General features: G+C 60.4%; 25 protein-coding genes. 11 read left to right on the forward strand and 14 right to left on the reverse strand.

What is annotated here, in order from left to right; translation table 11 throughout:
• Window positions 1–140 precede the first annotated feature (140 nt).
• From JJD66_RS08390 to JJD66_RS08405, 4 genes are all read right to left on the reverse strand, one after another.
• Window positions 141–332, reverse strand: a complete 192-nt coding sequence (locus tag JJD66_RS08390; protein WP_003192770.1) for a PLDc N-terminal domain-containing protein — start codon at window positions 330–332, stop codon at window positions 141–143.
• Window positions 333–399: 67 nt separating this feature from the next.
• Complete coding sequence (locus JJD66_RS08395) at window positions 400–930, reverse strand: hypothetical protein (protein ID WP_200647952.1); 531 nt, start codon at window positions 928–930, stop codon at window positions 400–402.
• Window positions 931–971: 41 nt separating this feature from the next.
• Entirely contained in the window at window positions 972–1,487 is a 516-nt protein-coding gene (locus JJD66_RS08400; RefSeq protein ID WP_200647953.1) for an ankyrin repeat domain-containing protein, read from the reverse strand.
• 106 nt (window positions 1,488–1,593) lie between these two features.
• Window positions 1,594–3,420, reverse strand: coding sequence for a long-chain-acyl-CoA synthetase (locus JJD66_RS08405; protein WP_200647954.1), 1,827 nt, complete (start codon window positions 3,418–3,420; stop codon window positions 1,594–1,596).
• Window positions 3,421–4,300: 880 nt separating this feature from the next.
• Here JJD66_RS08405 and JJD66_RS08410 point away from each other — a divergent pair.
• Window positions 4,301–4,579, forward strand: coding sequence for a DUF3509 domain-containing protein (locus JJD66_RS08410; RefSeq protein WP_003172952.1), 279 nt, complete (start codon window positions 4,301–4,303; stop codon window positions 4,577–4,579).
• 60 nt (window positions 4,580–4,639) lie between these two features.
• Here JJD66_RS08410 and JJD66_RS08415 read toward each other — a convergent pair whose 3' ends face one another.
• From JJD66_RS08415 to aroC, 4 genes are all read right to left on the reverse strand, one after another.
• Window positions 4,640–4,909 (reverse strand): response regulator transcription factor, encoded by a 270-nt coding sequence (locus JJD66_RS08415; protein ID WP_054896323.1) that lies wholly within the window; start codon window positions 4,907–4,909, stop codon window positions 4,640–4,642.
• Between the two features lie 209 nt (window positions 4,910–5,118).
• The gene (locus JJD66_RS08420; protein WP_105227512.1) at window positions 5,119–5,649 is read right to left on the reverse strand and encodes a 1,2-dihydroxy-3-keto-5-methylthiopentene dioxygenase; all 531 of its coding nucleotides are present in this window, start codon (window positions 5,647–5,649) and stop codon (window positions 5,119–5,121) included.
• Complete coding sequence (locus tag JJD66_RS08425; protein ID WP_034126374.1) at window positions 5,646–6,809, reverse strand: MFS transporter; 1,164 nt, start codon at window positions 6,807–6,809, stop codon at window positions 5,646–5,648. Before JJD66_RS08425 ends, JJD66_RS08420 begins: the two co-directional genes overlap by 4 nt.
• A gap of 75 nt (window positions 6,810–6,884) precedes the next feature.
• Entirely contained in the window at window positions 6,885–7,976 is a 1,092-nt protein-coding gene (gene aroC / locus JJD66_RS08430) for a chorismate synthase (protein ID WP_198715153.1), read from the reverse strand.
• A 143-nt stretch (window positions 7,977–8,119) separates the two neighbouring features.
• Here aroC and JJD66_RS08435 point away from each other — a divergent pair, with 143 nt between their 5' ends.
• Complete coding sequence (locus tag JJD66_RS08435) at window positions 8,120–9,082, forward strand: alpha/beta hydrolase (protein ID WP_019818577.1); 963 nt, start codon at window positions 8,120–8,122, stop codon at window positions 9,080–9,082.
• A 99-nt stretch (window positions 9,083–9,181) separates the two neighbouring features.
• A complete protein-coding gene (locus tag JJD66_RS08440; RefSeq protein WP_034126144.1) occupies window positions 9,182–9,985 on the forward strand; it encodes a hypothetical protein in 804 nt (267 codons plus the stop codon).
• A 128-nt stretch (window positions 9,986–10,113) separates the two neighbouring features.
• On the opposite strand, the gene prmB is transcribed toward JJD66_RS08440, so the two are convergent.
• Window positions 10,114–11,022: a 50S ribosomal protein L3 N(5)-glutamine methyltransferase gene (gene prmB, locus JJD66_RS08445; RefSeq protein WP_105227516.1), complete on the reverse strand. Its 909-nt coding sequence runs from the start codon at window positions 11,020–11,022 to the stop codon at window positions 10,114–10,116.
• 240 nt (window positions 11,023–11,262) lie between these two features.
• Here prmB and JJD66_RS08450 point away from each other — a divergent pair, with 240 nt between their 5' ends.
• From JJD66_RS08450 to JJD66_RS08470, 5 genes are all read left to right on the forward strand, one after another.
• A complete protein-coding gene (locus tag JJD66_RS08450) occupies window positions 11,263–11,853 on the forward strand; it encodes a cysteine hydrolase family protein (RefSeq protein ID WP_057977001.1) in 591 nt (196 codons plus the stop codon).
• A 136-nt stretch (window positions 11,854–11,989) separates the two neighbouring features.
• Entirely contained in the window at window positions 11,990–12,310 is a 321-nt protein-coding gene (locus JJD66_RS08455; protein WP_014719281.1) for a hypothetical protein, read from the forward strand.
• 75 nt (window positions 12,311–12,385) lie between these two features.
• The gene (locus JJD66_RS08460; protein WP_003192796.1) at window positions 12,386–12,943 is read left to right on the forward strand and encodes a Smr/MutS family protein; all 558 of its coding nucleotides are present in this window, start codon (window positions 12,386–12,388) and stop codon (window positions 12,941–12,943) included.
• Between the two features lie 78 nt (window positions 12,944–13,021).
• Entirely contained in the window at window positions 13,022–13,567 is a 546-nt protein-coding gene (gene folE / locus JJD66_RS08465; RefSeq protein ID WP_014719282.1) for a GTP cyclohydrolase I FolE, read from the forward strand.
• A gap of 101 nt (window positions 13,568–13,668) precedes the next feature.
• On the forward strand, window positions 13,669–14,040 hold the full coding sequence (locus JJD66_RS08470; protein ID WP_020302241.1) for a glutathione S-transferase N-terminal domain-containing protein: 372 nt from the start codon (window positions 13,669–13,671) through the stop codon (window positions 14,038–14,040).
• Between the two features lie 120 nt (window positions 14,041–14,160).
• Here JJD66_RS08470 and JJD66_RS08475 read toward each other — a convergent pair whose 3' ends face one another.
• The 3 genes from JJD66_RS08475 to JJD66_RS08485 are packed head-to-tail and all read right to left on the reverse strand — an operon-like array spanning window position 14,161 to window position 17,097.
• On the reverse strand, window positions 14,161–14,481 hold the full coding sequence (locus JJD66_RS08475; RefSeq protein ID WP_105227518.1) for an AtuA-related protein: 321 nt from the start codon (window positions 14,479–14,481) through the stop codon (window positions 14,161–14,163).
• Complete coding sequence (locus tag JJD66_RS08480) at window positions 14,478–15,803, reverse strand: acyclic terpene utilization AtuA family protein (protein WP_200647955.1); 1,326 nt, start codon at window positions 15,801–15,803, stop codon at window positions 14,478–14,480. Before JJD66_RS08480 ends, JJD66_RS08475 begins: the two co-directional genes overlap by 4 nt.
• 1 nt (window position 15,804) lies before the next feature.
• Entirely contained in the window at window positions 15,805–17,097 is a 1,293-nt protein-coding gene (locus JJD66_RS08485) for a CitMHS family transporter (protein WP_198715156.1), read from the reverse strand.
• Window positions 17,098–17,208: 111 nt separating this feature from the next.
• On the opposite strand from JJD66_RS08485, the gene JJD66_RS08490 reads away from it, so the two are divergent.
• Window positions 17,209–18,105 carry a LysR family transcriptional regulator gene (locus tag JJD66_RS08490; RefSeq protein ID WP_105227523.1) on the forward strand — a complete coding sequence of 299 codons (897 nt, stop codon included), beginning with the start codon at window positions 17,209–17,211 and terminating at the stop codon, window positions 18,103–18,105.
• 102 nt (window positions 18,106–18,207) lie between these two features.
• Here the strand turns inward: JJD66_RS08490 and JJD66_RS08495 are convergent, their stop codons facing one another.
• Window positions 18,208–18,810, reverse strand: a complete 603-nt coding sequence (locus JJD66_RS08495; RefSeq protein ID WP_105229169.1) for a glutathione S-transferase family protein — start codon at window positions 18,808–18,810, stop codon at window positions 18,208–18,210.
• 291 nt (window positions 18,811–19,101) lie between these two features.
• Between JJD66_RS08495 and JJD66_RS08500 the strand changes: the two genes are divergently transcribed.
• Window positions 19,102–20,448 carry an NCS2 family permease gene (locus tag JJD66_RS08500; RefSeq protein ID WP_200647956.1) on the forward strand — a complete coding sequence of 449 codons (1,347 nt, stop codon included), beginning with the start codon at window positions 19,102–19,104 and terminating at the stop codon, window positions 20,446–20,448.
• Between the two features lie 66 nt (window positions 20,449–20,514).
• Window positions 20,515–21,153: a LysE family translocator gene (locus JJD66_RS08505; protein ID WP_034126136.1), complete on the forward strand. Its 639-nt coding sequence runs from the start codon at window positions 20,515–20,517 to the stop codon at window positions 21,151–21,153.
• Here JJD66_RS08505 and JJD66_RS08510 read toward each other — a convergent pair.
• Entirely contained in the window at window positions 21,137–26,398 is a 5,262-nt protein-coding gene (locus JJD66_RS08510; RefSeq protein ID WP_234452187.1) for a dermonecrotic toxin domain-containing protein, read from the reverse strand. The genes JJD66_RS08505 and JJD66_RS08510 overlap by 17 nt on opposite strands.
• Window positions 26,399–26,474 lie beyond the last annotated feature (76 nt).

A 26,474-nucleotide genomic window follows, 5' to 3' on the forward strand; every position in this document is an offset into this window, starting at 1 on the left:
TCGGCTGACAAAGACTGATTGATCGTCGTATGCTTTTTCATGGGCTCGCCCTCGCTGTCGTTGGCTTCTATAAGAATGCCACCGTGGCGCATAGACGCCTCGGCTTGGGCGAGTCCATCTAATTACACTGGCATTAGGGCTCAGATCCGCACGTTACCGCGCGGCCCGGCGATAGCCCAGATGATCAGGCCCAGCACTGGCAACAGCAGGATCAACAGGATCCACAGCACTTTGGCGCCGGTGCTGGCGCCGCTTTTGAACACGTTGATGATCGCCCAGATATCCAGCGCGAGGATGATCAGGCCAATCAGACTATTAAACGTGGAACCCATGGTGTCGCTCCTAAGTGAGGGCATGCCCTTGTAGGATAGTCAGCCTTGGCGCGGGTTCCGTTTTATTTCAGACGTGTACGGCAATCTTCAAGGCTTCAAGCGAGGGCTCGGCCTTGATGCCGACTTCGGCACACAGTTCCAGCACCCGCGGCAGGTCGTTACCGAACACCAGCACTGCCTGGATCTCGTCATCCAGCAACTGGCTGAAGTTCATCAGCACATAACCGCCGTCTTCCGGGCTCAGAGCGCTCATCTGGATCTGGATGCGGTTGAGCGCGGTCAGGTCTTCGGTCTTGGCCAGTTGCTTGGGCTTGAGGTTGAACGCCACGCCCGGACCGAACGACGCGACGATCTGGGCAAACAGGTCGCCATAGGTGTCGGCCTGGAACAACACCGTGTCCGGCAGGCTACCGACCACCACCCACTCTCCCAGCGGGATCGGGAAACTGTCGTCGTAGTTGATATCCGGATTGGCCGCCAGGAACGCCGCAGGGTCCGCGTAGGCCTGGGCCGCTTCGTCGGCAATACGCGCTACTTCGTCCTCACCCATGACGCCGGCGCTGATTTTGCTGATGAGTTCGACGAGGGCGGTTTTCATGGGGCGGTCCTGTAACGGGCAAGTTTTGAAGGGCGCGTAGCCTACACCAGTTTCTGCAACTGCGCCGCCGTATCCACCGCGCCCATGGTCTGCGCCGCGGCCAGCGCCGTCGCGCCTTGTGCATCGGTGGTCTTGGGGTTTGCGCCTTTACCGAGCAGGTAATCAACCATGTCAACGCGGTTGAACATCGCCGCCATCATCAAGGCCGTACGCCCGTCCGAGGAGGCCGCGTCAATCGGCGTGCCGCCCTCGATCAACGCCTGGACCACCGGCAGGTTGCCTTTGAACGCCGCGCCGGCAATCGGCAACTGGTTCTTGTCGTTGGCGATCAGGGGGTCGGCCTTGAACTCCAGCAACACTTTGACCGCCTCGGCATGGCCGTGGTACGCCGCGAGCATCAACAAGGTGTCGCCATTGTGATTACGAAAGTTGGCCGGCAGGCCTTTCGCCAACAGTGCGGCAAGCATGGCGGCGTCGCCGCGCCGAGCGACGTCGAAGACTTGCTCGGCAAACTCGGCGGCTTCGTCTTCGGTCATTTGTTTAGGCTGATCTGACATGGGGGCTCCTTGCTGAGGCGACTGACATAACTGTTTAAGGCGCCCAGTGTCGCGATGGAGTTCCCCGGTGTCATGGCTTTTTTGTCAAAAGCCGCCATAGCCAGAATCAATAACGGAATTGGCCGCCCTGGATCTGCGCCAGCAATTGCCCGGTCACCGGCACATAGGTGTCCGAACCCGGCAACCAGGCGTAGACCGGGTCATTGCCAGCCTTGTCCGGGTCGAACCCTTGCTCCTTGAGCTTCACTTTCTGGTACTTGAACGTGCCGGTGGTTTCCATCTTCACCTTGATCCGCAAAAACAACGGCACCGCATAAGGGGGCAACTGGCCGTGGGCGAATTGCAGCAGTTCGCGCATGTCCAGGCTGGCCAGGGATTCGCAGGGGGTGATGGCGACCATGCCGGCGCGGCCGTTGGTGTTGTCGATCTCGACGCCATAGGCCACCACTTCAGCGATCTGCGGGTGTTTCAGCAGGACGTTTTCCACCTCGGTAGTCGAGACGTTTTCGCCCTTCCAGCGATAGGTATCCCCCAGGCGATCGACAAATTGCGCATGGCCGAAACCGATGCTGCGAACCAGGTCGCCGGTGTTGAAATAGCGGTCGCCTTTTTCGAATACGTCGGTCAGTACCACCTTGCGGTTCTTTTCCGGGTCGGTGTAACCGTCGAAGGGCGACTTATCATCAATGCGCGCCAATAGCAGGCCCTGCCCGCCAGTGGGCACCTTGACCATGAACCCATTGTTGCCGCGCAGCGGTTCACCGCTGTCATGGGCGTAATCCACCAGCGCCCAATGCTGCAGGCAAAAGCCGATGGTGTTGTCAAAATTCAGCACGTTGGTAAAGCCGATATTGCCGTCGCTGGCGGCATAGAGTTCGCAGATATGCTCCACGCCATAACGCTGCTTGAACTGCGCCCACACACCGGGGCGCAGGCCGTTGCCGACCATTTTGGTCACCTGGTTATCGCGGTCCTGCGCACTCGCGGGCTGGTCGAGCAGATAGCGGCACAGCTCACCGACATAGCCCAGGGTGGTCGCCTTGAACTGGCGTGCATCGTCCCAGAACTGGCTGGCGCTGAATTTGCGCCGAATGGCAAAGCCCGAAGCGCCGATAATCGCCGCCCCCCAGCACACGCACAAGCCGGTGGCGTGGTACAGCGGCAAGGTGCAATAGAGGACGTCCTGCGGCCCCATGTCCAGGGCGATACTGCCGAAGCTCACGGCGGTTTTGGTCCAGCGCCCGTGCTTCATGATGCCGGCCTTGGGCAAGCCGGTGGTGCCGGAGGTGTAGATATAGAAGCAGGGATCGTGGAAGAACACCTGCGCCGAACTTGCCGGGTTGTCCACCGGGCTTTCGGCACTGGCGGCCATCAGGTCGATGTAGCCGTCGGGCACCCTACTATCGGGCTGATCGGCCACGAACCAGGTGCGCCCGGCAGGGATCTGAACTTGATCACGCACTGCTGCGTAAGGGCTCAGCAATTCGGCACCGACCACAATGGCAACCGGATTGACCAGGGTCAGGCTGTGTACCAGCGCCCCTTGAGTTTGCGCCGTATTGAGCATGGCGCAGATGCCGCCCAGCTTGGCCACGGCCAGCACGTTGAGCAGCAACTCGGGGCGATTCTCGATAAACAGCGCCACCACGTCACCCTTGCGGATGCCCTGGGCCTGCAAGTGATGGGCAATGCGATTGGCGCGCTGATTGGCGTCTCGGTAGCTGATCACGCTGTCCCCATACAGCAGGGCAGCACCCTCCGGGTTACGCAAGGTGGCTTGTTCGAAATGCCAGCCCAGGCCGCAGGGTTGGCTGGGGTCGGTGACGTTGGCCGCACGCATGCCGCGCACCACCCGTGGTAGCGCCCGAACGATGGCAGGCACCTTACGCAGCATCATGCGCCAGGTGATCATGTCGATTTGCTGATGAGTCATGGCGGGACGTCCCTTTTCTTATTCTTGGTCTGGTCCAGGTACATCGACTGGTGTAGCGGAAAATACGTCAGCGGTTCTTTGGCTGTACACGCGGGATTTGAAAAGTTTTGTATCCCGTGGCGGCTGCCCGATGCTTATCTCCCTGCCGCCCCGCGCTCCAACTGTGGGAGCTGGCTTGCCTGCGATGACGACCTACCAGCCGACACTTCTCTACCTGACATCCCACGATCCAATTGTGGGAGCGGGCTTGCTCGCGAAGGCGGCCTGACAGGCGACACAGTTGGATTGTGTAGATATCCATTCCTGCGGTAACGGCCACTTAGGGTTCCGCCTGACGGCGGCTCACTTTTGAAAAAGCGCAAAAGTAAGCAAAACGCTCAGCCCCACCACTCGGCACCTCGCCTAGGCTCGGTGTGCCCGAACACAGTCTTGAATCCGTGGGCCGCCGCCCCGCGCCATCCATGGCGCGGGGCGGCTAACCCGGCGTCCTGCCGGGTTACCCACGAATTCAAGCCTGCGTTCGGCCAGCGTGGTTTAACGGGGCGCCTGAGATCAAAAGCAGATCAAGAGCAAGATCAAGAGCGGCTCGCTTCGCATCGTAGTTAGCGGGGGGATACGCCTATATCGTGTATGTGGATTTTTCCGAGCAAAAGGCGGTCAGTATCATTACAGCCCTTCCGCTCCTTGCGGAAAAACCACTGGGCGGATAGCGCAAAATGCAGGATGCACGATGGCCCTTCATGCAAATTGCACGAAAATGAAAATCCTATAAATTTATAAATGCCTGATTTATAAGGATTTTCTATTAATCCCAATACTGGCACAATCACTGCACCTATCACTCCATGCTTGCCAACTTGAGCCAATGGAGCTGATAGACATGAGCCTGATCCAAGATAAATTCGCTTCGGTATTCTCCAACTACGACGTCACCACCCAGCCACGTCCGGACGGCGGCATCCTGTTGACCCTGCGCAACAGCGAAGGTAAGCAGGTCAAGCGCTCGATCTCTTATCAGCAGTTGCACACTGCCGACCAACTGACTTGGGTGATCAGCGCCATTCGCCGTGACTTGGCTGAACAAGCCAGCGAACTGCCGCAGATTTCGATGCTGCAAAGCCAGAACCGCTTTGCGCTGCCGACTTATCATTCGGCCTAAGCTGGAAATCTGAAAAAAGGGCCGCGACGCTACTCAGCGTCGCGGCCCTTTTTCATGCCGTTAACATAAGCCCTGGCGGGCGGCCTCATTCTTTGCCTGTACACGGTTGGTGACATCCAACTTGCCGTAGATGTTGCGCAGATGAAATTTAACCGTGGCTTCAGAGGTGGCGCGAATCTGGCTGATTTCCCAGACGGTCTTGCCCTCGGAGGCCCATCGCAGGATTTCCAGCTCGGTGGAAGTCAGGGGCTTGCCGGACAAGCTCATGCGTTTTCTGATAGCCGTCGGCACGATAACCAACGGGCGATACGTCTCCTCGGGGCCACTCATTGTTCTCTCCTTATATCTGCTGATGCGCTGCCATCTTTCGGATTCCTCCCATTGACAGATGGCATAAACATTGACGCCGAACAGAGAGTTACATAAAGAGTGGAATCAAAGCGCACAGCACCGAACAAACAGCTTTGCCCTACAAATAATTAAGTTTCTTCCCACAGCAACTTCCAACTTGCCAGGGTTGAACATTCAGTTATCTATGCTTAGTCATCCAGCCCTGGAAAGCGGGTGGCAATCGCATCACCGGTCAAGGAGGGCACAACGCCTCGGGCTGTGTTGAACAAACGCAGTGTCACACAGTGCGGGTTTTCGCCGATGTCGAACCAGTGCGGTACACCGGCCGGGATGATCAGCAAGTCATTCTTCTCACAGCGCAAGCTGTACACATAGTCGCCTATGTGCAGCGTAAACAGCCCCTGGCCTGCGATGAAGAAACGCACTTCATCTTCACTGTAGGTACGTTCATCCAGGAACTGTGCGCGTAACTCGTCTTTCTGTGGATGGTCGTGGGTCACGCTGACCACTTCAACAGCGGCGTAGCCCAGAGCATCGATCTGCGCCTGGTACGCGGCGATCATCTGCGTCGCACTGGCGCCCTTCTCGATTGGGCTTGGCTGCCAGCGCTCGAACCGCACACCGTGCTCGGCCAGGGTCGACTGGATGTCGTCGGCATGGGTCAACACTTTGTTCGGGGTGTCCGGGGTGGCGATGGAGTAGACGGCTACATAGCTCATTGCACGGTTCCTTGGTTCGGCTCTTGCAATCGAAGGCCAATGATAATGGCGGCGGCCAGGGCCGCGAGGCTGGCGATACTGAACGTGAAGGTTGGCCCCAGCAGGTTCCAACTGTAACCGGAATACAGGGCGCCGAGCGCGCCGCCGGTGCCGGCCAGCGCGGCATAAAGGGCCTGGCCCTGGCCTTGCTGGCGGTCACCGAAGCTGCGTTGCACAAAGGCAATTGCGGCCGCGTGGAAGCTGCCGAACGTGGCGGCGTGCATTAACTGCGCCACCAGCAGCAGCCAGAAAACCTCGGCAAATGAACCCAGCAGCCACCAGCGCAGCGCCGCCAGCAAGAAGCTGGCGAGCAGCACCCGGCGCACCGAAAAGCGCGCAAGAATACGGCTCATGGCCAGGAACATCAGCACTTCCGCCACCACCCCCAGCGCCCACAGCAGGCCGATCACGCCACGGCTGTAGCCCAAATGCTCCAGGTGCAGGGTGAGGAAGGTGTAATACGGGCCATGGCTCATTTGCATCAGCGCCACGCAGGCATAAAACGCCAACACGCCGGGGCTGCGCAATTGCTTGAGAAAGCCATCGCCAGCCAGGCGGTTGCCGTGGCTGGCCGGCTGCGCGTTCGGTACCCACAGGCTGGCGCCGATGATGCCGGCCATGATCACCACGACCACCACCGGGTAAATATCCAGGCTCAGCCAATCGAACAGGCGCCCCATGACCACCACAGTAAGGATGAAACCAATGGAGCCCCACAGACGGATCTGGCTGTAGCGCGAGGTTTGCTTGTGCAGGTGGGCCAGGGTGATGACTTCGAACTGCGGCAGCACCGCGTGCCAGAAGAACGCGTGCAGGGCCATCACCAGCGCCAGCCAGGCGTAGGTCTTGCTGACAAAAATCAGGCAGAAGCTGGCCAGGGTGCACACCGCGCCGAATCGCACAATGGCCAGGCGCCGGCCGGTGTAGTCGCCGATCCAGCCCCACAGGTTGGGGGCCACGCAGCGCATCAGCATGGGGATGGCCACCAGCTCGCCGATGCGCGCGCTGGAGAAACCGAGGTGATCGAAGTACAGCGCCAGGAACGGCGCGGTCGCCCCCAGCAGGGCGAAATAGAAGAGGTAGAAGCTGGAGAGGCGCCAGTATGGGAGCGGTGGGAGCATGTTATTGGGGCTGCTGCGCAGCCCAGCGCGAGCAAGCTCGCTCGCCACAACAAGCTCGCTCATTGCCCCAGGCGATCACAGTTGGCCCAGTATCGGGGTACTCACGCGCACATCGGCATTTTGCCCGCGGTTGCGCAGCAGATGGTCCATCAACACGATGGCCATCATGGCTTCGGCAATCGGTGTGGCACGGATGCCGACGCACGGGTCGTGGCGGCCCTTGGTGATCACATCCACCGGGTTGCCGTGCACATCGATCGAACGGCCAGGCGTGGTAATGCTCGACGTGGCCTTGAGCGCCAGGTGCGCCACGATCGGCTGGCCGGAAGAAATACCGCCGAGGATGCCGCCCGCGTTGTTGCTGAGGAAACCTTCAGGGGTCATCTCATCGCGATGCTCGGTACCGCGCTGGGATACGCAGGCGAAGCCGGCACCGATTTCCACGCCTTTCACCGCGTTGATGCTCATCAACGCATGGGCCAGTTCGGCGTCGAGGCGATCAAAGATCGGCTCACCCAGGCCCGGTTTCACGCCTTCGGCCACGACAGTGATCTTCGCGCCGACCGAGTCCTGGTCGCGGCGCAACTGGTCCATGTAGGCCTCCAGTTCCGGCACCTTGTCCGGGTCGGGGCAGAAGAAGGCGTTGTCTTCGACGCTGTCCCACGTCTTGAACGGGATTTCAATCGGGCCCAACTGGCTCATGTAGCCTCGGATGACGATGCCCTGGGTAGCCAGGTATTTCTTGGCGATGGCGCCAGCGGCCACGCGCATGGCGGTTTCACGCGCCGAGCTGCGGCCACCGCCACGGTAGTCGCGTTCGCCGTATTTGTGGTGGTAGGTGTAGTCGGCATGGGCCGGGCGGAACAGGTCCTTGATCGCCGAGTAGTCCTTGGACTTCTGGTCGGTGTTACGAATCAACAGGCCAATGGCGCAGCCCGTGGTGCGGCCTTCGAATATTCCGGAGAGGATTTCGACTTCGTCCGGTTCCTGGCGCTGGGTGGTGTGGCGGCTGGTGCCGGGCTTGCGGCGGTCGAGATCGTGCTGCAGGTCGTCCAGGCTCAGCTCGAGGCCTGGCGGGCAGCCGTCGACAATGGCGACCAACGCCGGGCCATGGCTTTCGCCCGCGGTGGTGACAGTGAACAGCTTGCCGAAGGTATTGCCGGACATGCAGGGCGCTCCGTGAAATCAGTTGAATCAAGTCAACCGTAATAACTTAAGGCGGCCAGTATACGCAGGCTAACCGACTAGTTCATCCTCGAAACCTTACCGGTAGACGTTGGTCCAACCGGCACCTCTCCAATGATGGCGCTATGATGCTGCGAGTTCTGCTGTTCACCCTCACCCTGTTCACCGCCGTGGCCCAGGCCGCCTCCCCTGTTGTCTTGCAACGCCCGATCAGCCTCGACACCGGCAGCGGCCAACTCTTTGGTTCCCTGCTGTTGCCGCAATCGGATAAACCGGTGCCGGTGGTGCTGATCATCGCCGGCTCCGGCCCCACCGACCGTAACGGCAACAGCGCCGACGGCGCGCGCAATGACAGCCTCAAGCGCCTGGCCTGGGTACTGGCCCGGCATAACATCGCCAGCGTGCGCTACGACAAGCGCGGCGTGGCCGCAAGCCTGGCGGCCACGCCGGATGAACGCAACCTGACCCTGGAGGCGTATGTGGCCGACGCCGTGGCCTGGGGCAAGTTGCTCAAGGCCGACAAGCGCATGGGCCCGCTGATTGTTCTGGGCCACAGTGAGGGCGCGCTGGTCGCCGCCCTCGCCGCGCCGCAACTTGAACCGGCCGGGGTCATTTCCTTGTCTGGCAGCGCCCGCCCGGTAGATCAGGTTATCCGTCAGCAACTGGCCGATCACTTGCCCCCTGCCCTGCTGCTGCGCAGCAATGAAATACTCGATCACCTCAAGGCCGGCCAGGTGGACGCCGACGTGCCGCGCCCATTGGAGGGTATTTTCCGACCCAGCGTGCAGCCGTATCTGATCAGCCTGTTCCGCGCCGATCCGTCGGCCGCCTTTGCGCGCCTGGACATGCCGGCGCTGATCATTCAGGGCACCAACGATATCCAGGTTGGCGTAGGCGACGCCCGGCAACTGAAGCAGGCCAAGCCCGACGCGCAGTTGACGGTGATCGAAGGCATGAACCACGTGATGCGCATCGTGCCCAATAACGTGAAGCAGCAACTGGCCTCCTACAATGACCCGAAACTGCCGCTGGCTGCGGAGCTGGGCCAACGTATCGTCAGCTTTATCGAAGGACTTCAACCCCGTTAAGCGGCAATTGGCCTCCAGTCCTGGAAAAAACGGCCGATAAGTCCAGAGTCGACAGTAAAAAGACTGTCGGCTCGCAGGGCTTGGACAGGATCGCGCCGCATGACAACCACCGAAACAACACCCGAATCGACCGCCGAGACCACGGCCGCAACCGAAGCTGGCGCCGCAGCGGCCCTGCCGTGGGCCGACGTTCACGCCGAACATTTCAAGATGCTGCGCCTGGCCCCGCTGGCCACCGACCGCGCGACCGGCGCACGGCCGTTGCGCTTTGTGCAGTTCGGCTATGCCGAACGCCACGACAAACACCACAGTCTGTTGCGCATGGTCATCCAGTTACCGGGCCAGCGAGTACGGCGCGAGCAGAACCACCTGGATATCTGGGTCGATCACGATAAACACCGCGTGCACTTCGGGCCCGGCAACAGCCTGGAAATCGAGCCGGCCAACCGCGGTATCGGGCGCTTCCTGGTGGCCCAAGGCGCCGCCTGGGCGAAGAAGAAGTGGTCACACTACCGCGTCGACGGCGTGGACCTGGCCAACAAGGACGCCCTCAACGAAGCCACGCGCCTGCGCCGCGATCACTTCCTGCGTATCCAGGGATTTGATGTGGCCTATGCCGATGTGCAGCACCTCAAGGGCAATGTGCAACCCGGCAAGGTCAGCGACGTGCTCGACAGTTGGAACACTGAAAAAGTGCAGTTCGTAGAGATCCTGGAAGCCGCGCAGATGCTGCAACAGGCAGAGCAGAATCTGGCGGAGCAGGAAGTGAAGCTGCGCAAGGAAGAGGAAAAAGTCACCAAGTTCAAGCGTGAAGACAGCGGGCTGCGCTTTACCATCACCTGTCTGGTGGCGTTTACGGTGTTTCAGGCGGGGTTGTTGATCTGGATTGCCACGCACCGCTGATAGATTGAAATGCAATTAAAATGTGGGAGCTGGCTTGCCTGCGATAGCGATGTATCAGTAGCACAAGTGCAAGCTGACCCACCGCTATCGCAGGCAAGCCAGCTCCCACATTGGCCCAGTTTCTTCAGTTAGACCCGTGCGGCAAATACTGCCTGATGATCGCGGCACTGTTCAGCCGTGAGCATGAACACCCCATGCCCACCGCGCTTGAAGTCCAGCCAGGCGAAATCCACTTCCGGGTACAGCGCCTCCACATGCACCTGGCTGTTGCCCACTTCGACAATCAGCAGCCCCTTCTCGGTCAGGTGGTCCGCCGCTTCGGCCAGCATCCGGCGTACCAGGTTCAGGCCGTCGTCACCGCAGGCCAGGCCCAGTTCCGGTTCGTGCTGGTATTCATCGGGCATGTCGGCGAAATCTTCGGCATCCACGTAGGGCGGGTTCGACACGATGAGGTCGAAACGCTGGCCGGGTAACCCGTCAAAACCATCGCCCTGCACGGTGTAGACCCGCTCGTCGACGCCATGGCGCTCGATGTTCTGGTTCGCCACTTCCAGGGCTTCGAAGGACAAGTCTCCCAGCACCACTTCGGCCTCGGGGAATTCATAGGCACAGGCGATGCCGATGCAACCGGAGCCGGTGCACAGGTCGAGGATGCGTGCCGGCGGCTGGGCCAGCCAGGGTTCGAAGCGGTCTTCAATCAGCTCGCCTATGGGTGAACGCGGGATCAATACGCGCTCATCGACGATAAACGACATGCCGCAAAACCAGGCCTCCTTCAACAGGTAGGCCGTTGGCACTCGCTCGTGGATACGTCGATGCAGCAAGCGCTGCACATGGGAGATCTCCTCTTCTTCCAGGTTGCAATCCAAATAGCTGTCGGCGATTTCCCACGGCAGGTGCAAGGCGCCCAGCACCAATTGCCGGGCTTCGTCCCAGGCATTGTCGGTGCCATGGCCAAAAAACAGGTCTTCCCCATGGAAACGGCTGACAGCCCAACGGATATGGTCGCGCAAGGTGCGCAGGCGGGAAGTGATCACGGGGGCAAGCTCCTGGAAAAAACGACTGGCGATTCTAACAGCCTTCACCTGTACCGACGATGTACGAAAAACCTGGCGCCGTACGTCGGATTTCATCGAATCTGCCCGCATTGTGTTAAACAGGCCTGCCTCTTGACATGGCTGCACGCCAGCAACGGCGTACCTTACGATAGTAGCGATTCACAGAAGCGCTCAGCCAGTGGACAATGTCGCAAAAGCCCCACTCACAGGAGCCCCAGAATGTCCGTTCCAAAGACGATGTTTCAACTCAGCGGTCGCGGTTACGCAGCAGCCAACCTCAATCATGCGACCCTGGTGATCATCGACGCCCAGAAAGAATACCTCAGCGGCCCGCTCGCCCTCTCGGGCATGGACGCGGCGGTAGAGAACATCAAGCAGCTTGTGACCGCAGCGCGCAATGCCGGGCGCCCGATTGTGCATGTGCGCCACCTGGGCACCGTGGGCGGCCTGTTTGACCCCCAGGGCGAGCGCGGCGAATTCATTCCGGGCCTTGAGCCTGAGGGTGACGAAACCATCATCGGCAAACTGCTGCCCAGCGCCTTCCATGGCACCGGCCTGGAAAAACACCTGCAAGACCTCGGCTCCCTGGACCTGATCGTCTGCGGTTTCATGAGCCACTCCAGCGTCAGCACCACCGTGCGCGCGGCCAAGAACCTGGGCTTTCGCTGCACCCTGGTGGAAGACGCCTGCGCCACCCGCGACCTGCCCTACAAGGGCGGTATCCTGAGCGCCGAGCATGTGCAGCAAACCGAAATGGCCATCATGGCCGACAACTTCGCCACCCTGGCGCTGGCCAAAGACTTGATCTGAGGCTGCTGGCGGTGAGCGGTGTGTTTATTGCTCCGCTCATCCGCAAAGCCCTCTCATTTGGCGCATTTACCTCTCCCCCCGGAACAACCTGTGTATCTTCCGGTCGAAGGGCCGATACCCTGGAGGAAAGGTCGGAATGAAGATATCCGATGGTTTTGATGCTCGTCGCTTGCGCCCCAAGGGCCCGAGCAATTGGCGTCTGCGCCTGGTAGCGTGCATGGCCGCGTTGCTGGCGATAGTAGGCTTGTTGTTGGCGGGCGCTGGTGGCGCCGGCCTGTTTGGGCATTCGCCCGCCCTGGGCGAACTGAATGCCAGCCCGGGCGGCTCGGCACTCCTGCTGGGGATCGGCTTGCTGGTGCTGTGGTTGGGCGTGTGGTTGTGGCGTCGCAGCCGCCGGAAAATGCGCCAGCCGCTGTCGCTGAATATCGCCTCTCACCTGATGAAAAAACACGACTGATGGCGCTTGGATAGCGTTTCCTGCGCCCTGGCCGCCGCGATTTAGGTAAACTGCCCGCCCTTCGCGGAGGCTGACATGCAAGACGACGATTTTTCCCTGTTCAAAAACGAGCTGCGCGGCGTCAAGCCGATCAAGCACGACCGCGCCGACACCGGCAAACCCAAGACTGACCGGGCGCAGATCGCCAAGCTGCGCCAGGCCGCGACCGTGCGCACCGATGCCACTACCGTGGACGGCCTGTCGGACCAGTTCGTGATCGACGTCGGCCCCGAAGATGAACTGATGTGGGCCCGCGACGGCGTGCAGGAAAGCCAGATGCGCAAGCTCAAGGCCGGCCAGATCCCGTTCGAAGGCAGCCTCGACCTGCACGGCATGACCGTGGAAAAAGCCCGGGAAACCCTCTGGGCCTTCCTGGCCGAAGCGACCAAATTCGAAATCCGCTGCGTGCGCGTCACCCACGGCAAGGCGGTGCGGTTGGATGGCAAGCGGCCGATGATCAAAAGCCACGTCAATACCTGGCTGCGCCAGCATGCCCAGGTGCTCGGCTTTACCTCCTGCCAGGCTCGTCACGGCGGTGCCGGCGCGGTGTATGTGATGCTCAAGCGCACCATGATGGAAGGGCGCGACGAGTAACAAGTGCCATCGTCAGGCTTGCAGCGATGTGTCCGCCACCGTAACCTTGCGCTTTGCGAAAATCCCACAGGTAGTTTCATGTCCCTGGAACAGAATTACACCGCGATCCTCGGTCAACTCGGCGAGGACGTGTCCCGCGAGGGCCTGCTCGACACGCCAAAGCGTGCCGCCAAGGCAATGCAGTATCTCTGCCGCGGCTATGAACAGACACTCGAGGAAGTCACCAACGGTGCCTTGTTCAGCTCTGACAACAGCGAAATGGTGCTGGTCAAGGACATCGAGCTGTACTCGTTGTGCGAGCACCACCTGCTGCCGTTTATCGGCAAGGCCCATGTGGCGTATATTCCGAGCGGCAAAGTGCTGGGCCTGTCGAAGGTCGCGCGTATTGTCGACATGTATGCGCGCCGCTTGCAGATCCAGGAAAACCTCAGCCGCCAGATCGCCGACGCCGTATTGGAAGTGACAGGCGCCCTGGGCGTGGCCGTGGTGATCGAGGCCAAGCACATGTGCATGATGATGCGCGGTGTCGAGAAACAGAATTCGTCGATGATCACCTCGGTGATGCTGGGTGAGTTCCGCGAGAACGCGGCCACCCGCAGCGAATTTCTCAGCCTGATCAAGTAACCGGCTGGGCAGGAAGGAACCGGCGCTCATCGCCGGTTTTTTTTCGCCTGCAGAAATCAGGTAAGCTGCGCCCCCTCAGTCATGGGCAAGAGGTTTCAGCCATGTTCGTCAAAGCACTTCGAGTGGGCCTCGGCCACGTCATCATCGCGGGCGACTTTCTTACCCGCCCACGTAAAAAACAACGCCCTGCCGAGCAACAGGCCAAGGTCAATGCTGCAGCCAAGGACCTGACCCTGTATCAGTTCCACGCCTGCCCGTTCTGCGTGAAGACCCGTCGCACCCTGCACCGCCTGAATGTGCCGGTGGCGCTCAAGGACGCGAAGAACAACGAGCAGGACCGCCAGACCCTGCTGGAGCAAGGCGGCAAGATCAAAGTGCCGTGCCTGCGCATCGAAGAGAACGGCCAGACCACCTGGATGTATGACTCCAAGGTGATCATTGACTACCTGGACAAGCGCTTCGCTGCGATCTGAAGCACACGGCGGTCAATGTGGGAGCTGGCTTGCCTGCGATTGCATCACCGCCGTACATCTGCTGCACCGCGGTGCCCGCATCGCAGGCAAGCCAGCTCCCACATTTGCTCTGCGGTGTTCTTAAGTCGGTATTGTCAGGTCGAGATCCAGCAGTGCCGAACCCAGGCACTTGCCGTGGGCGTCCAGGGCCAGCGAGCGGGTTACGCCGCCGCGCAGGATTCCCGGCAGGACGAAGTTCAGGGCCTGCACGTTCGGCAACTCATGGCGCTGAACCGGTGCCGCATCGGGATCGCGTAAATCGACAAAGAACTCGGCCACGCGCTCAGCCGTCAGCTGTTCACACAGCAACGGATAATCCTCGGCGCGATAGGCAATGATAGAGATGTTCGACGTGTCACCCTTATCCCCGGTGCGGGAATGGGCCAGCCTGTGCAGTTTCATTCTTCAATCCTCGGTTTGACCGCTTCACGGGGCAACAGCAACGACGCCACCGCCACCACCTGACGCACGCTCTTGCTCGCCCCACCGCCGCCGGCCGGGCCGTTGGTGTAGAGGGTCTCTACTTCATTGCCGACCCGCACGGCGTCGCTGCGCTCGTCACAACGGGCGGCAACCCGCAGGCGCACTTCCCAAGGCTCGACGCTGCTGCGAGGGCCGTGCAATGAATCCATGCCGATCAACTCGGCACGCAGGTCCTGCATGTTGACCCCTATCAACGCGAGACGCCTGAGCACCACTTCCCGCGCCAACTCGGCCCGTGCGACAGCGCCGGGACCGCCGTAAGACATCTGCCCTTCACCAATCCAACCGTCCAGATAACCGACGCTGACCTTCAGTTGATCAGGCCGGGCACGCCCACTGGCTCCCTGGGCACGCACCCGGTCCACGCCCTCCTCGACAAACCCGACCTGGGAAAAGTCGGCCGTCACATCCGGGGTCAAGTAGGCTGCCGGGTCGTGAACTTCATAAATCAGTTGTTCGGCGCAGGTCGCGCGGCTGACCCGCCCACCCGAGCCTGCCACCTTGGTGATCACTGCATTGCCGTCGGCGTCGATCTCGGCCAGGGGAAAGCCCAGGCGCGCCAGGTCCTCCACATCCTTGAAGCCGGGATCGGCGAAGTAACCGCCACTGACCTGCCCCGCGCACTCAAGCAAATGCCCCACCAGCGTGCCCCGGCCCAGTCGCGGCCAATCATCGAAGGCCCAGCCGAACTCGAACATCTGCGGCGCCAGGAACAGCGAAGGGTCGGCCACGCGCCCGGTGATCACCACATCGGCGTCGGCGCGCAACGCTTGAACAATGCCCTCCACGCCCAGGTAGGCATTGGCAGAAATCAACCGCTCACCCAATGCGCCTACGGTCTGGCCGTTATCCAGCAACTGCTCGGCAGACAAGGTATGCAGCACGTCATCCCCGACCACTGCCACAACCTTGAGGCCCAGGCCCAGCTCGCCAGCAATGCGCCGTACTTCACTGGCCGCCGCCAGCGGGCTGGCCGCGCCCATGTTGGTGATCACCCGCAGGCGTCGACGCCCCGTCCCCTGCCCCACAAAGGGCAAGACACGGCGCATGCGCTCAGCCAGCAGCGGGTCATAACCGCCTTGCGGGTCGCTGATACGCGCCTGTTGCGCCAGGGCGATGGTGCGTTCGGCCAGGCATTCGAAGACCAGGTAATCCAGGTCGCCGTGTTCGGCCAGTTCTACAGCAGGTTCTATACGGTCGCCGGAGTAGCCGGCGCCGGAGCCGATGCGCAAGGTGTTCATGTCAAATCACTCCCAGGAGCAACGCCGTCAGGGTCATCAACACCGAGGCGGCAAACAGGAAAGGAATGGTGAAGCGCTGGTGATCGGCCAGTTCGATCTTGCACAGGCCCACCAGCAGGAAGGTCGCAGGGGTCAGCGGGCTGACCGGGAAGCCGGTGGTGTGCACGCCCAGCAGCGAAGCCTGGGCCACCTGAAGCGGGTCGACGCCCAGGGCCTTGCCGACTTCGGCGATCACCGGCATCACGCCGAAATAGTAGGAATCGGGGTCAAACAACATGCTCATGGGCATGGACAAAAAGCCCACGACGGCCGGGATCAACTTGCCGTGGCCCGCCGGAATCTGCGCCACCGCCACTTCGGCGATGGCCTTGAGCATGCCGGTGCCTTGCATGATGCCGGTAAATACCCCAGCGGCGAGCAGGATACTGGCCATGGTCAGGGCGGTTTTCGCATGGGCGTCAATGCGCGCACGCTGGGCGTCCACGTTGGGGTAGTTGATGCACAACGCAACCACGGTGCCGAGCATGAACATCACCACCGGGTCGACCCAGCCGGCGATCATCACCACCATCACCAGCACGGTCAGCACCAGGTTGACCCAGAACAACCGTGGACGGCGCAGCTTGATGTCGTCATCGCTGAGCACTCGTTGCGGCACCGCCTCCACGCTGGAACCGGCGCCCAGGCCCAGGCGTTTTTCTTCGCGATGGCCCAACCACCAGGCGCAGGCGAAAACAAAGATCAGCCCGACGATCTGCACCGGGATCAGCGGCTGGAACAGGTCGGCCACCGGCACATGCAGCGCCGCCGACGAACGCAGCACCGGGCCGGTCCAGGGCAGGAAGTTGACGCCGGCGGCCATCGCACACACGCAGGCGAGGATGCGTTTATCAATGCCCAGCCGCGTATACAGCGGCAGCATCGCCGGCACCGTCACCAGAAAGGTCACCGCGCCAGAGCCGTCCAGGTGCACCAGCAACGCCAGGGTCGCGGTCCCCACCACAATCCGTGTAGGACGCGTGCCGACCGTGCGCAGGATGCGATCAATGATGGGATCGAGCATGCCCGCGTCGGTCATGATCCCGAAAAACAGTATCGCGAACACAAACATGCCGACCACCGGGGCGACGTTCTTGATACCGGTAATGATGAAGGCACTGGTTTGCAGGCCGAAGCCGCCGATCAGCGCAGCGATGATCGGCAAGGCGATCAAGGCCACCAGTGGCGAGAGGCGCTTGCTCATGACGGCAGTGAGCAGGCACAGGATGGTGATGACACCCAGGGTTGCGAGCATGGGTTACTCCAGGGCGGCCTGGTTGGCCGGTTATTGTTTTCCCTGGAGTATTGGAAGCGGGTTAGTCTTTGTAAATTGGAATATTCGGCCTAGCACGTTCGGAAAAACAAAATGAAAAACTCGATCCAGCACATCCAGGCCTTCCTCGCGGTGGCCCGCACTGGCAGTTTCACCAAAGCGGCCAACGAGTTACACCTTTCGCCGTCGGCCCTCACCGTGCAGGTGCAACAACTGGAAGACTGGCTCGGCGTCGCGCTGCTCGACCGCAGCCCGCGCCACGTGAGCATTACCGCTGCGGGCCAGGAGGCGCGCGGGCCCATGGAAAAACTGCTGCTGGACCTGGACAACATCGTCACCGGCTCCCGCGACCTCGCCGCCTTGCGCCGTGGAGTGGTAACCATCGCCGCCCTGCCCTCAGTCTGCGCTGGCGCCCTGCCCCCAGCCTTGCGCCTGTTTCGCGAACGCTTCGCCGGCATTGAAGTGCGCCTGCATGACCTGGTGGCCCAGCGCATTCACGCAAAGGTCCGCAACGGCGAAGTGGATTTCGGCATCGGCGTGCGCGCCCGCCTGAGCCACGGCCTGGACTTCGTGCCCGTGCTTAATGATCGTTTGTGCGCATTTGTGCCGTCAGGCCATGCGCTCGCCCGCCATCGCCAACTGACGCTGGAACAATTGGCGGACCAGCCGATCATCCTGACCGGGCGCGACAGCAGTGTGCGCGAGCAAGTGGACACGCTGTTCGATGAGACACGGTTGACGCTGAACGCCGGCATGGAGGCCAACTACATGTCGACCGTATTGGCCTTGGTGCGCCAGGGCCTGGGCATCAGTGTGTTGCCGGAGTCAGCGGCCGATAGCCTGGAAGGTTTGAAGCGGATCAGCATCGATCATCCCGGGGTGAATCGGGAGATCGGGTTGATCAGCCGTAGCGGGATGGGCTTGAGCCCGGCGGCGCAGCGCTGCTTTGAACTGCTCAACAAAGCACTGCCTGACACGCCGCCGCGCTGAATGTGGGAGCTGGCTTGTCTGCGATGCAGACACCTCGGTTTAGCCGGGGCACCAGGGTGACGCTATCGCAGGCAAGCCAGCTCCCACATTGGACCGAGTGAATCAGTCGAGCATCGGCACATACCGAGGATGACTGGCCACCCGCTGCAACCACGCCTGCACCGCCGGATACGGCGCCAGGTCAAAGCCGCCTTCATGGGCCACATGGGTGTAGGCATACAACGCAATATCGGCAATGGAAAATTGCTCACCCACTAAATAAGGCGTGGCTTGAAGCTGACGCTCCATCACTCTCAAGGCCTTGTAACCGCCTTTGTGGGTGGTCTTGTATTCTTCCAGCCGATCCTCGGGCATGTTCAGGTAAAACTGAATGAACCGCGCCACCGCAATGTAGGGCTCGTGGCTGTATTGCTCGAAGAATTGCCACTGCAGGACTTGCGTGCGCAGGCGCGGTTCGGTCGGCAGAAATTCGCTGCCATCGGCGAGGAAGTTGAGGATCGCGTTGGACTCCCACAGGCAGGTGCCATCTTCGAGCTCCAATACCGGGACCTTGCCATTGGGGTTCTTGGCCAGGAACGCCGGGGTCTGGGTATCGCCCTTGAGGATATCGATATCGATCCATTCATACGGGATGCCCAACAGATTGAGCATCAATTTGACCTTGTAGCAATTGCCCGACTTGTAATCGCCATAAACCTTGTACATGGGGCTCCCCTTTTCGCCGCGCTGACCGAATGCTTGCGCCCACAAGGTGCGGGTATCGAAGGCTTGTTTCAAGGCGTCGTGCAGAATAAATCCCTTGGCCTGGGCCTTTCATCCGTTTTCGCCGAGACAATCGAAAACATTATTTGCTTTATTTGTATACAAAAGCATAATTCGCCTCGTGCGAGTTTCTGACCTTTTGGTCAACAAAGCCCGCCAGTACCTCAAAGCGCGGTTGCCCACTCATGTAACCGGCGCTGGAAATAACAATAAAACGATTGAGGAGTACTCGCTGTGGATAGCCGTAAAACCGAAGCCCCTACGTTGGATCTGGCCGCGCCCCGAGGCGGTTGGCTGGAGCGCCTGTTCAAACTGCGCTTGCATGGCACCACAGTGAAGACCGAGCTGATCGCCGGCCTCACCACCTTTATCACCATGGCCTACATCATTTTCGTCAACCCCAACATCATGGCCGATGCCGGTATCGATCACGGCGCGGCTTTCGTCGCCACCTGCATCGCCGCCGCGCTGGGCTGCCTGTTGATGGGCCTGTACGCCAACTGGCCAGTGGGCCTGGCGCCGGGCATGGGCTTGAACGCGTTTTTCACCTACACCGTGGTCGGCACCATGGGCTACAACTGGGAAACCGCCCTCGGTGCGGTATTTGTCTCGGGTGTGCTGTTCATGATCCTGACGCTGTCGCGTATCCGCGAATGGTTGCTCAACAGTATCCCGGTCAGCCTGCGTCATGCCATGGGCGCGGGCGTGGGCCTGTTCCTGGGGGTGATCGGCCTGAAAACCGCCGGCATCATCGTCGACAGCCCGGCCACTCTGATCAAGCTCGGCTCCCTGCATGAACCCGCCCCATTGCTGGCGGCGGTGTGCTTCCTGCTGATCGCCATCCTCAGTTACCACCGCGTATTCGGCGCGATCCTGATCAGCATCATCGCCGTGACCCTGGTGGGCTGGGGCCTGGGCCTGGTGCATTACAACGGCATTCTCTCTACCCCACCGAGCCTGGCACCGACCTGGATGGCCATGGACGTGATGGGTGTGTTCAATGTGAGCATGATAAGCGTGGTATTTGCCTTTCTTTTTGTACACATGTTCGACACTGCCGGTACACTGATGGGCGTTGCCCAACGCGCCGGGCTAGTCAAGGCAGACGGCAAGATCGACAACCTGTCTCGTGCTTTAAAGGCCGACAGTGCTTCCAGCGTGTTCGGCGCCATGGTTGGCGTGCCGCCCGTGACCAGCTATGTGGAAAGTGCTGCTGGTGTAGCTGCCGGCGGCCGCACCGGCTTGACTGCCGTGACCGTAGGCGTGCTGTTTGTGGCGGCGATGTTTTTCGCGCCGCTGGCGGGCATGATTCCCGCCTATGCCACGGCGGGCGCATTGATTTACGTGGCAATGCTGATGATGGCGAGCATGGCCCATATCAATTGGGATGAAGCCACCGACAGCATTCCGGCCATCGTGACCGCGATCATGATGCCGTTGACATTTTCGGTCGCCGACGGAATCGCCCTGGGCTTTATCACCTATGTGGCGTTGAAGGCCGGCACCGGCAAGTACCGTGAGATTTCCATCAGCCTGTGGGTGCTGTGCGCGATCTTTATCGCCAAGTTCATCTTTCTGTAGTTCAGGAAGGGCTGAGAAACCGCCTCACCTTCGGGTGGGGCTTTTGCACGTAAGGGAGAACTGTAGATGAACCTGGATACCTGGCTGTTGTTCAGCGGCGCTGCGCTGGTGGTGATTCTGATTCCCGGCCCGCTGTCATTGCTGATGATCAGCAACAGCCTCAACTTCGGCCTGCGCCGCTCTTACCCGGCGTTTCTGGGCGGCGTATTTGCTTCGATCTGTCTGCTGAGCGCCTCGGCACTTGGCCTCGGCGCGCTGTTGCTGGCATCCGAGCAATTGTTCAGCGCACTGAAGATCGTCGGCGCGCTGTACCTGTTCTACCTCGCCTGGCAAAGCTGGCAGCAATCGCGGCTGCCGAGCGCAGGCGCCGAAGTGCCACAGTCCCCGGCTGTGCCGCGCTTTGGTGCGTTGTTTGGCCGGGCCTTCGTACTGGGGGCCAGCAACCCCAAGGACATCCTGTTTTTTGCGGCCTTCCTGCCGCAGTTTCTCAGCGCCGAGCAGGCGTTTTTACCGCAACTGTTGATCATGATCGCCACCTGGACGGTGCTCGACCTGTTATGCAAGTTGGCTTACGGCTTGGGCGCCCATGGCGCCGCGCGGTATTTGCGCAGCGGTTCGGGCCAGAGCTGGTTCAACCGCACCAGCGCCGCGCTGTTTGGCGGTGCCGGTGCAATGGCTCTCATCAACGCTAAGGGATCAATTTGACGAAATAAACAGTGGGGGCCAGCTGTCCCTTTGTGGGCCACTGGATGCCGGCCGCAATCCGCACCAAGCGTTGTTCTTGCATCGCGTTGTCAACCGCCCTTAATAAAAGAGAGTCAGGGTGGGAGTTGATGGCTACCCGAACCCACTTGTCCGAAAGCTTCGTTCTCACGCGAATTCGCCCTGTCTCAAACCATTGGTAGGCCACGTAGTAAATTGTGCTCGAACGGGGATGAGTCACGACTGATTCAATACTGCTTTCTCCAAGAGGTAACCCTGGGCGTCGCACAGACAAGTCCTCAACGCGGTACCCCTGCTGCTCCAACACGGTTCTGACGGCGGCGCGCTCTGCTTCAAGCCTCTGCGTCCTGACCGGTCTGACAGCATATTGCAGGCTCGGGTCTAACGGATGAGGCGGCATGAAGTCAACACGCGTGAAGCCGGGCGCCTTGCCTTCAAAACCGATGTGTAGATATTCGCTGCGCCGTTCATTAGGTCGCAACATCCGGAGTAAATCATCCGTTTGGCCGCTCCTCGCAGGAGGCGCAGGTAGCCATTCGTCCAGCGTCGCGCGGATGTCGAGCAAATGGCTTGCCGTGGCAGCCCGGGAAGGACCTGACAACTCAACCAACCTTATGACGGCAAACGTTCGAGCGTCATTCGTCAGGGTGGGAAAGGCCATGCTCACATAGTGCCTCAACGGCCTGTCGAACAGTGCCGGATGATTTTGCCACCCACCTGAAGGCAAGCGTGATACGGGAATAGGCTGGTCGCGAATATCAGTGCTTGTCCAGCGCATGATATCGGTTAGCGCGGATCGCCCCGGTGGCTCATTTCGGGTGATAAACACCAGGCCGTTCAACGGTGCACGATCACCCTGCGGGAGCATCCGGTAAAAAACGCTGTTCGGATCCTGGATGTCGGTATAAGGAGGAGCCACGCGTAAAAACCTGGCATTGAGCGAAGAACCTCTGGGAGCTGCACCAACCTCAAACACTCCAGGCGCAGGGAAGTCCACAATTTGACTGCGGTTGACTTGAATTCCCCAACTCAGCCACTGGGTGTCCGTTGTACGTGACTGAACAATCCGATTCTCAGTAGCCGTGCGCGTACGAGGGGGTTGCCAATCCGGCAATGGGGAAACGGGCCATGGGTTATGCACCCCGGAGCTGGGCCCAGGTTGTGGCGCATTCATGCCCAACAACCACTCTTTAGGCTCTTGAATGTTGAGGACCAACTCATCCAGCCCCGGTTCCCGGCTATTTCGCAGGCGAAATACCTCTTCGTTTTCACGCTGGTAAACCGGGTAATGGTGCGTATCGTCCGCGACGAACTGCTCGCCGTTCTTGACATGCACGCCTTGCCTGCCCGGTCCTTTCAACGCTACGGCGCCCTCGGGCTTACCCTTGATTCTGAAACGCTCCAAGAGCTTCGATTGCGCCACCAGCGACGACGACGCGCTGGGCAAATGACTACGCATTGCCATCGGCAAGCGACGGATACGACTCAGAACCTTCATCGGCGAACGCATGCCTGTGACCTTACCGCCCTTCACTTTGGGAACAGGCGCAAAGTCTGTCGCTAGTTCGACCGCCAGAAACAGGGTCATGAACGCCACATCCACGGCATCGTTAGGGTCACCAAAGCGATGATAGCGTCGGGCAGCCAACAGCAACTCGTGGAAGGCGTTAACCTTCCCGAAAAACGGAATCAAAATACCCAGCAACCCGCGCCTTGTGGCCTCGCTCTGCTCTTCAAGGCGTTGAACCCGATAAGTCGCCAACATCCAGCTGGAGTTACTGACGGCTTGAACCCGCCCTTGCAGCTCCAGCGAGCTGGCCGCGTGCAGCAGTGCCATGGCGTCACGGTAGGTGGTGGGCACCACCGCCAACCAGTTCGACGGTGCACTGGCAATCTGCTCGTGGATCAGCGCTTCGATTTCACTGACCGCTGGCGTAGGCTCAAGGTGCGTGATTTTGAATGAGCGGAAAAACTCATAGCCCTTCCACACGCCTGCGATGAACGAAAAACCGGCGAGGATATAATCCACGTCAGAAATCGAGCTGTTCTCATTTGTTGCATCGACGTTATGGGTAATGGCCTCGAATGCCCAACCCGGTGCAACCTGTCGCGCCAGAACCTTAACGTAATCGGGCTCTGCAGCCATACGATTGAGCGCCGCCAGGGCTACTCCCACACTGGTGTATTCGCTGATGACCAAGGCTTGGGGCGCGGCCGGCCAGTAAACCACGCAGCGTCCGCTGGCCTGGTCCGCCATCACCACAATGCCTGCGATGTAACGATCATGCAGCATCGTGTGTCCTACCAAATGAACCACACTGAGCGTCAGCCGATGCCCGTTCTTTAACAGGTCCTCAGCCGTGCGGGCTGCCATTGCAACCTTGAACAGGCTCTGCGCCTGGGCGCTCAAACCCTGGGCGGTCGCCGAAAAAAGCTGCATCTGCGCGCAGTCCCGCAACGTGCGATTTATCAGCACAGGGATACGTTCTTCCCTCTGACCGCTCGCCCCCGCAGGGTAAAATGCACGGTGGGCCCGTATCGCGTAATTACCGCCGATATCCAGCGAAGACACGGTGTTGATCAGATAATCGGCGTTCAGTCGCTGGCGCCACTGCGGTTGCAGATAGCGGCCGCGTGTCAATCGCGGGCGTGTCCAGGGTGCTTGCGAGTCAAGGTTATGCAACGCCAGTTGCAGCATGCTGAACGTGTGGCGTTTGAGGCTGGGTGTCACGATGACTTTGCGATCGCCCGGCATGCAGCGACTTTCGTGGCCACAAAAACTGCTGTAGGTGTCATCCGGTAAGTCGATCAACGGCTTGTCGATGTCCAGTTCCGGGTAAAAACCGTCTTCAGTCAAACGAGCGATCAACGTACTGCGGGCGAAGGTGTCCAGGTCAGGCAGGATCTGCACAAGCCCGCTTTCAGCGGCAGCGGCACTACCCAGGTACCTGCGCTTTAGGCGTTGGAATTGTTTGACTTGGGTAGGCGTTGCGCTGGCCAGCCACGCTGGGGAGCTTTTCATCTCAAGCGCAACTTTACGCAGCACGTCTACATTGGCCAACGCCTGGCTTAAAGCATGGTTGGGAGGAAACGCGAGATGTTGGTGCAGCTCGACCACCCACAACAAGCGGCTGACCATCGCATCCTTCACCTCGCCGAAAAGCCCCGCCATGCCACCGATGCGTTTGCTCAACCCTGCGTAGTACATCACCAGGTTTTTCAGCGAGAGACCAGTGGGGCTGATGTCGACAGGCTCGTAACGCACAGCCAGCGTGTTGCGCACCGCATGGGCGCGCAAGTCGTGGAGCTTATCCCGTTCGACACAACCCCATAACCTGGAATAGTCACTGCTGCCCAGTGTCGCTTTGAGCCCCTGCGTCAGCGCCTCCAGGCCGGAAAAAGCCATAAGCCCGCCATAGTCTCCAAATGCATACAGCACCACTGGAATTGCGCCTGCCGGTTTTTTCAGCGCCGCCACTCGAGTCACCACCCACAGGTTATGCAGCGGATAGAAGGCATCCGGCGCGCTGCCCACCGAGACCGACAGCACCTGGGTTTGACTGCCAGGGCGTTTGCGCGCTGCAGGCTGGTCCAGCACTTCGCTAATCACGTCACGATGCGCCGTGGATATGAGCTTGAGCTGGTGTTGCAACTCAACCTCACAGCGCAATGCTTCGACCTGGGCGCGCAAAAACAGCGCAGCACGCCTGCGCCCTCCCCCAGGGCGCGCAAGCCAGAACGGCAAATCGAACAGTTGATGCTGCGCATCCTTGATCTGTGCACTCAGCACCTGCGTGTGCTCCTTGCGCTGACGCTCGAGCGCCAACACCTGTTCGAACGCCGCGCTCTGCGCACTCAGATCATCCTGGTTGAGCAACGCAACCAGGCCTTTTTCATAGCGTTTGACCTGTTGCTCTGCCGTAAGCCGGGCCAGCTCGGGCAGCGCACTGGCAAACAGGATTTCCGGCTGCCGTCGTTGCCGGTCCCAGGTAAGTAATTGGTCGCACACGTTGTGCAGCCGGGCGCTGCCTGCCAGCCGTTTGCGAGCTTGCTCGATCGAACGGAGAAAGGCTGTGGCCGACAACGTTTCAGGCCGCGGCCTGCTTGCAGCGAACACATGCGCATGATTGATCGCCAGCGCGCAGGCCAACTCATTCGCCCACTGGCCATCCAGCAACGACCGGGCGCTCAACGCCAACGCATCCTCCGTCACCGCCGCGCCACGCACGACAACGGAGGCTGGGCTCAGGTGATCAGGTCTGCATAATTGGTGACGACGCTTTAATGGCAAGCATTGCCAGAGTTCATCGAACAGCGTTTGACTGGTCAACGCCAACAGGCCGCATTGAAGCGAGAAGAACGACGGGTACTCGTAAAAATGGCGGGCCACGCCCGGCAGGTAAATCACATGCGGCGCACCCTCGGGGTCGCCGTCTCGATAAATATGCAGTGCCCCGGGAATCGCGACTGCAGGCAAGCCTGGCCACATCAATTGGCTTACCCGCACGCTGGCCCAACTGCCCCCGGCGCGCTGGCGGGCCTCGGTGTCGGGGGCATCCACCAATTGCTGGACCAGGGTCATTCCCGCAATGGAAATCTCATCCAGTTGCCGTGCCATGAAAGCCTGCTCGGCAAAAGCTGCGGCGTATGATTCAGCCCAGCGTTCCTGACGTGTGTGCCACGATCCATGCGCCAAAGCCTGCCAATATTCCGTTACCGCTTGAGGCAGCCGCTCCAGCAGGTTCATCGCGATCATGCGTCGCAACACCTGCAAAGGCGTATACGGCAGCCGACGGTTTGGATCGCCCTTGACACTCAAGGAGGTGAATTGATTGAGGTTGTCCGGTACCGAAGGCAATGCCAGCGACAGCAGCGCCCGGTCGGTCAAACTGTCAACTTTAGCGGCCGCTCCCGGCAATGCCGCCTGGGTAAACAGCAGGCTGTCGGGGTCAATTTCAAATTCCTTGCGCAGCGCGGCACGAATCACTCCCAGAACCCGGGGCGCATGACCTATCAAGCGGGCGAGCACTCTGGTCGACTGGAAACACCGCCGGTCGGCCTGCGCGAGCTGGTTGACCAGGCGGCCGGGCTGGGGATGAGTGTTGATGCGCCGAGTCAGTTGATCGCGCATGTGCTGCTGCACGCGTTCGGCAGTGATATCCGGATCATCTGAATAGATGTTGCCGATGGCTGAAGTCATGGTGCTTTCTTCTTGATGGAAGGACAAACACCAGCCTAGGCAGCGTCGCGGCTCAAAAGGCGTTAGATAGTTGAACACACCACGGGCGAAAAAAAGCCCGCAG

It is taken from the genome of Pseudomonas sp. MF6751, from assembly GCF_016613265.1.
GTDB lineage: Bacteria > Pseudomonadota > Gammaproteobacteria > Pseudomonadales > Pseudomonadaceae > Aquipseudomonas > Aquipseudomonas fluorescens_BV.

Coding starts and splice junctions, on each gene's coding strand:
- JJD66_RS08390 (WP_003192770.1), bottom strand. CDS start 332: ATGGGTTCCACGTTTAATAGTCTGATTGGCCTGATCATCCTCGCGCTG.
- JJD66_RS08395 (WP_200647952.1), bottom strand. CDS start 930: ATGAAAACCGCCCTCGTCGAACTCATCAGCAAAATCAGCGCCGGCGTC.
- JJD66_RS08400 (WP_200647953.1), bottom strand. CDS start 1,487: ATGTCAGATCAGCCTAAACAAATGACCGAAGACGAAGCCGCCGAGTTT.
- JJD66_RS08405 (WP_200647954.1), bottom strand. CDS start 3,420: ATGACTCATCAGCAAATCGACATGATCACCTGGCGCATGATGCTGCGT.
- JJD66_RS08410 (WP_003172952.1), top strand. CDS start 4,301: ATGAGCCTGATCCAAGATAAATTCGCTTCGGTATTCTCCAACTACGAC.
- JJD66_RS08415 (WP_054896323.1), bottom strand. CDS start 4,909: ATGAGTGGCCCCGAGGAGACGTATCGCCCGTTGGTTATCGTGCCGACG.
- JJD66_RS08420 (WP_105227512.1), bottom strand. CDS start 5,649: ATGAGCTATGTAGCCGTCTACTCCATCGCCACCCCGGACACCCCGAAC.
- JJD66_RS08425 (WP_034126374.1), bottom strand. CDS start 6,809: ATGCTCCCACCGCTCCCATACTGGCGCCTCTCCAGCTTCTACCTCTTC.
- aroC (WP_198715153.1), bottom strand. CDS start 7,976: ATGTCCGGCAATACCTTCGGCAAGCTGTTCACTGTCACCACCGCGGGC.
- JJD66_RS08435 (WP_019818577.1), top strand. CDS start 8,120: ATGATGCTGCGAGTTCTGCTGTTCACCCTCACCCTGTTCACCGCCGTG.
- JJD66_RS08440 (WP_034126144.1), top strand. CDS start 9,182: ATGACAACCACCGAAACAACACCCGAATCGACCGCCGAGACCACGGCC.
- JJD66_RS08450 (WP_057977001.1), top strand. CDS start 11,263: ATGTCCGTTCCAAAGACGATGTTTCAACTCAGCGGTCGCGGTTACGCA.
- JJD66_RS08455 (WP_014719281.1), top strand. CDS start 11,990: ATGAAGATATCCGATGGTTTTGATGCTCGTCGCTTGCGCCCCAAGGGC.
- JJD66_RS08460 (WP_003192796.1), top strand. CDS start 12,386: ATGCAAGACGACGATTTTTCCCTGTTCAAAAACGAGCTGCGCGGCGTC.
- folE (WP_014719282.1), top strand. CDS start 13,022: ATGTCCCTGGAACAGAATTACACCGCGATCCTCGGTCAACTCGGCGAG.
- JJD66_RS08470 (WP_020302241.1), top strand. CDS start 13,669: ATGTTCGTCAAAGCACTTCGAGTGGGCCTCGGCCACGTCATCATCGCG.
- JJD66_RS08475 (WP_105227518.1), bottom strand. CDS start 14,481: ATGAAACTGCACAGGCTGGCCCATTCCCGCACCGGGGATAAGGGTGAC.
- JJD66_RS08480 (WP_200647955.1), bottom strand. CDS start 15,803: ATGAACACCTTGCGCATCGGCTCCGGCGCCGGCTACTCCGGCGACCGT.
- JJD66_RS08485 (WP_198715156.1), bottom strand. CDS start 17,097: ATGCTCGCAACCCTGGGTGTCATCACCATCCTGTGCCTGCTCACTGCC.
- JJD66_RS08490 (WP_105227523.1), top strand. CDS start 17,209: ATGAAAAACTCGATCCAGCACATCCAGGCCTTCCTCGCGGTGGCCCGC.
- JJD66_RS08495 (WP_105229169.1), bottom strand. CDS start 18,810: ATGTACAAGGTTTATGGCGATTACAAGTCGGGCAATTGCTACAAGGTC.
- JJD66_RS08505 (WP_034126136.1), top strand. CDS start 20,515: ATGAACCTGGATACCTGGCTGTTGTTCAGCGGCGCTGCGCTGGTGGTG.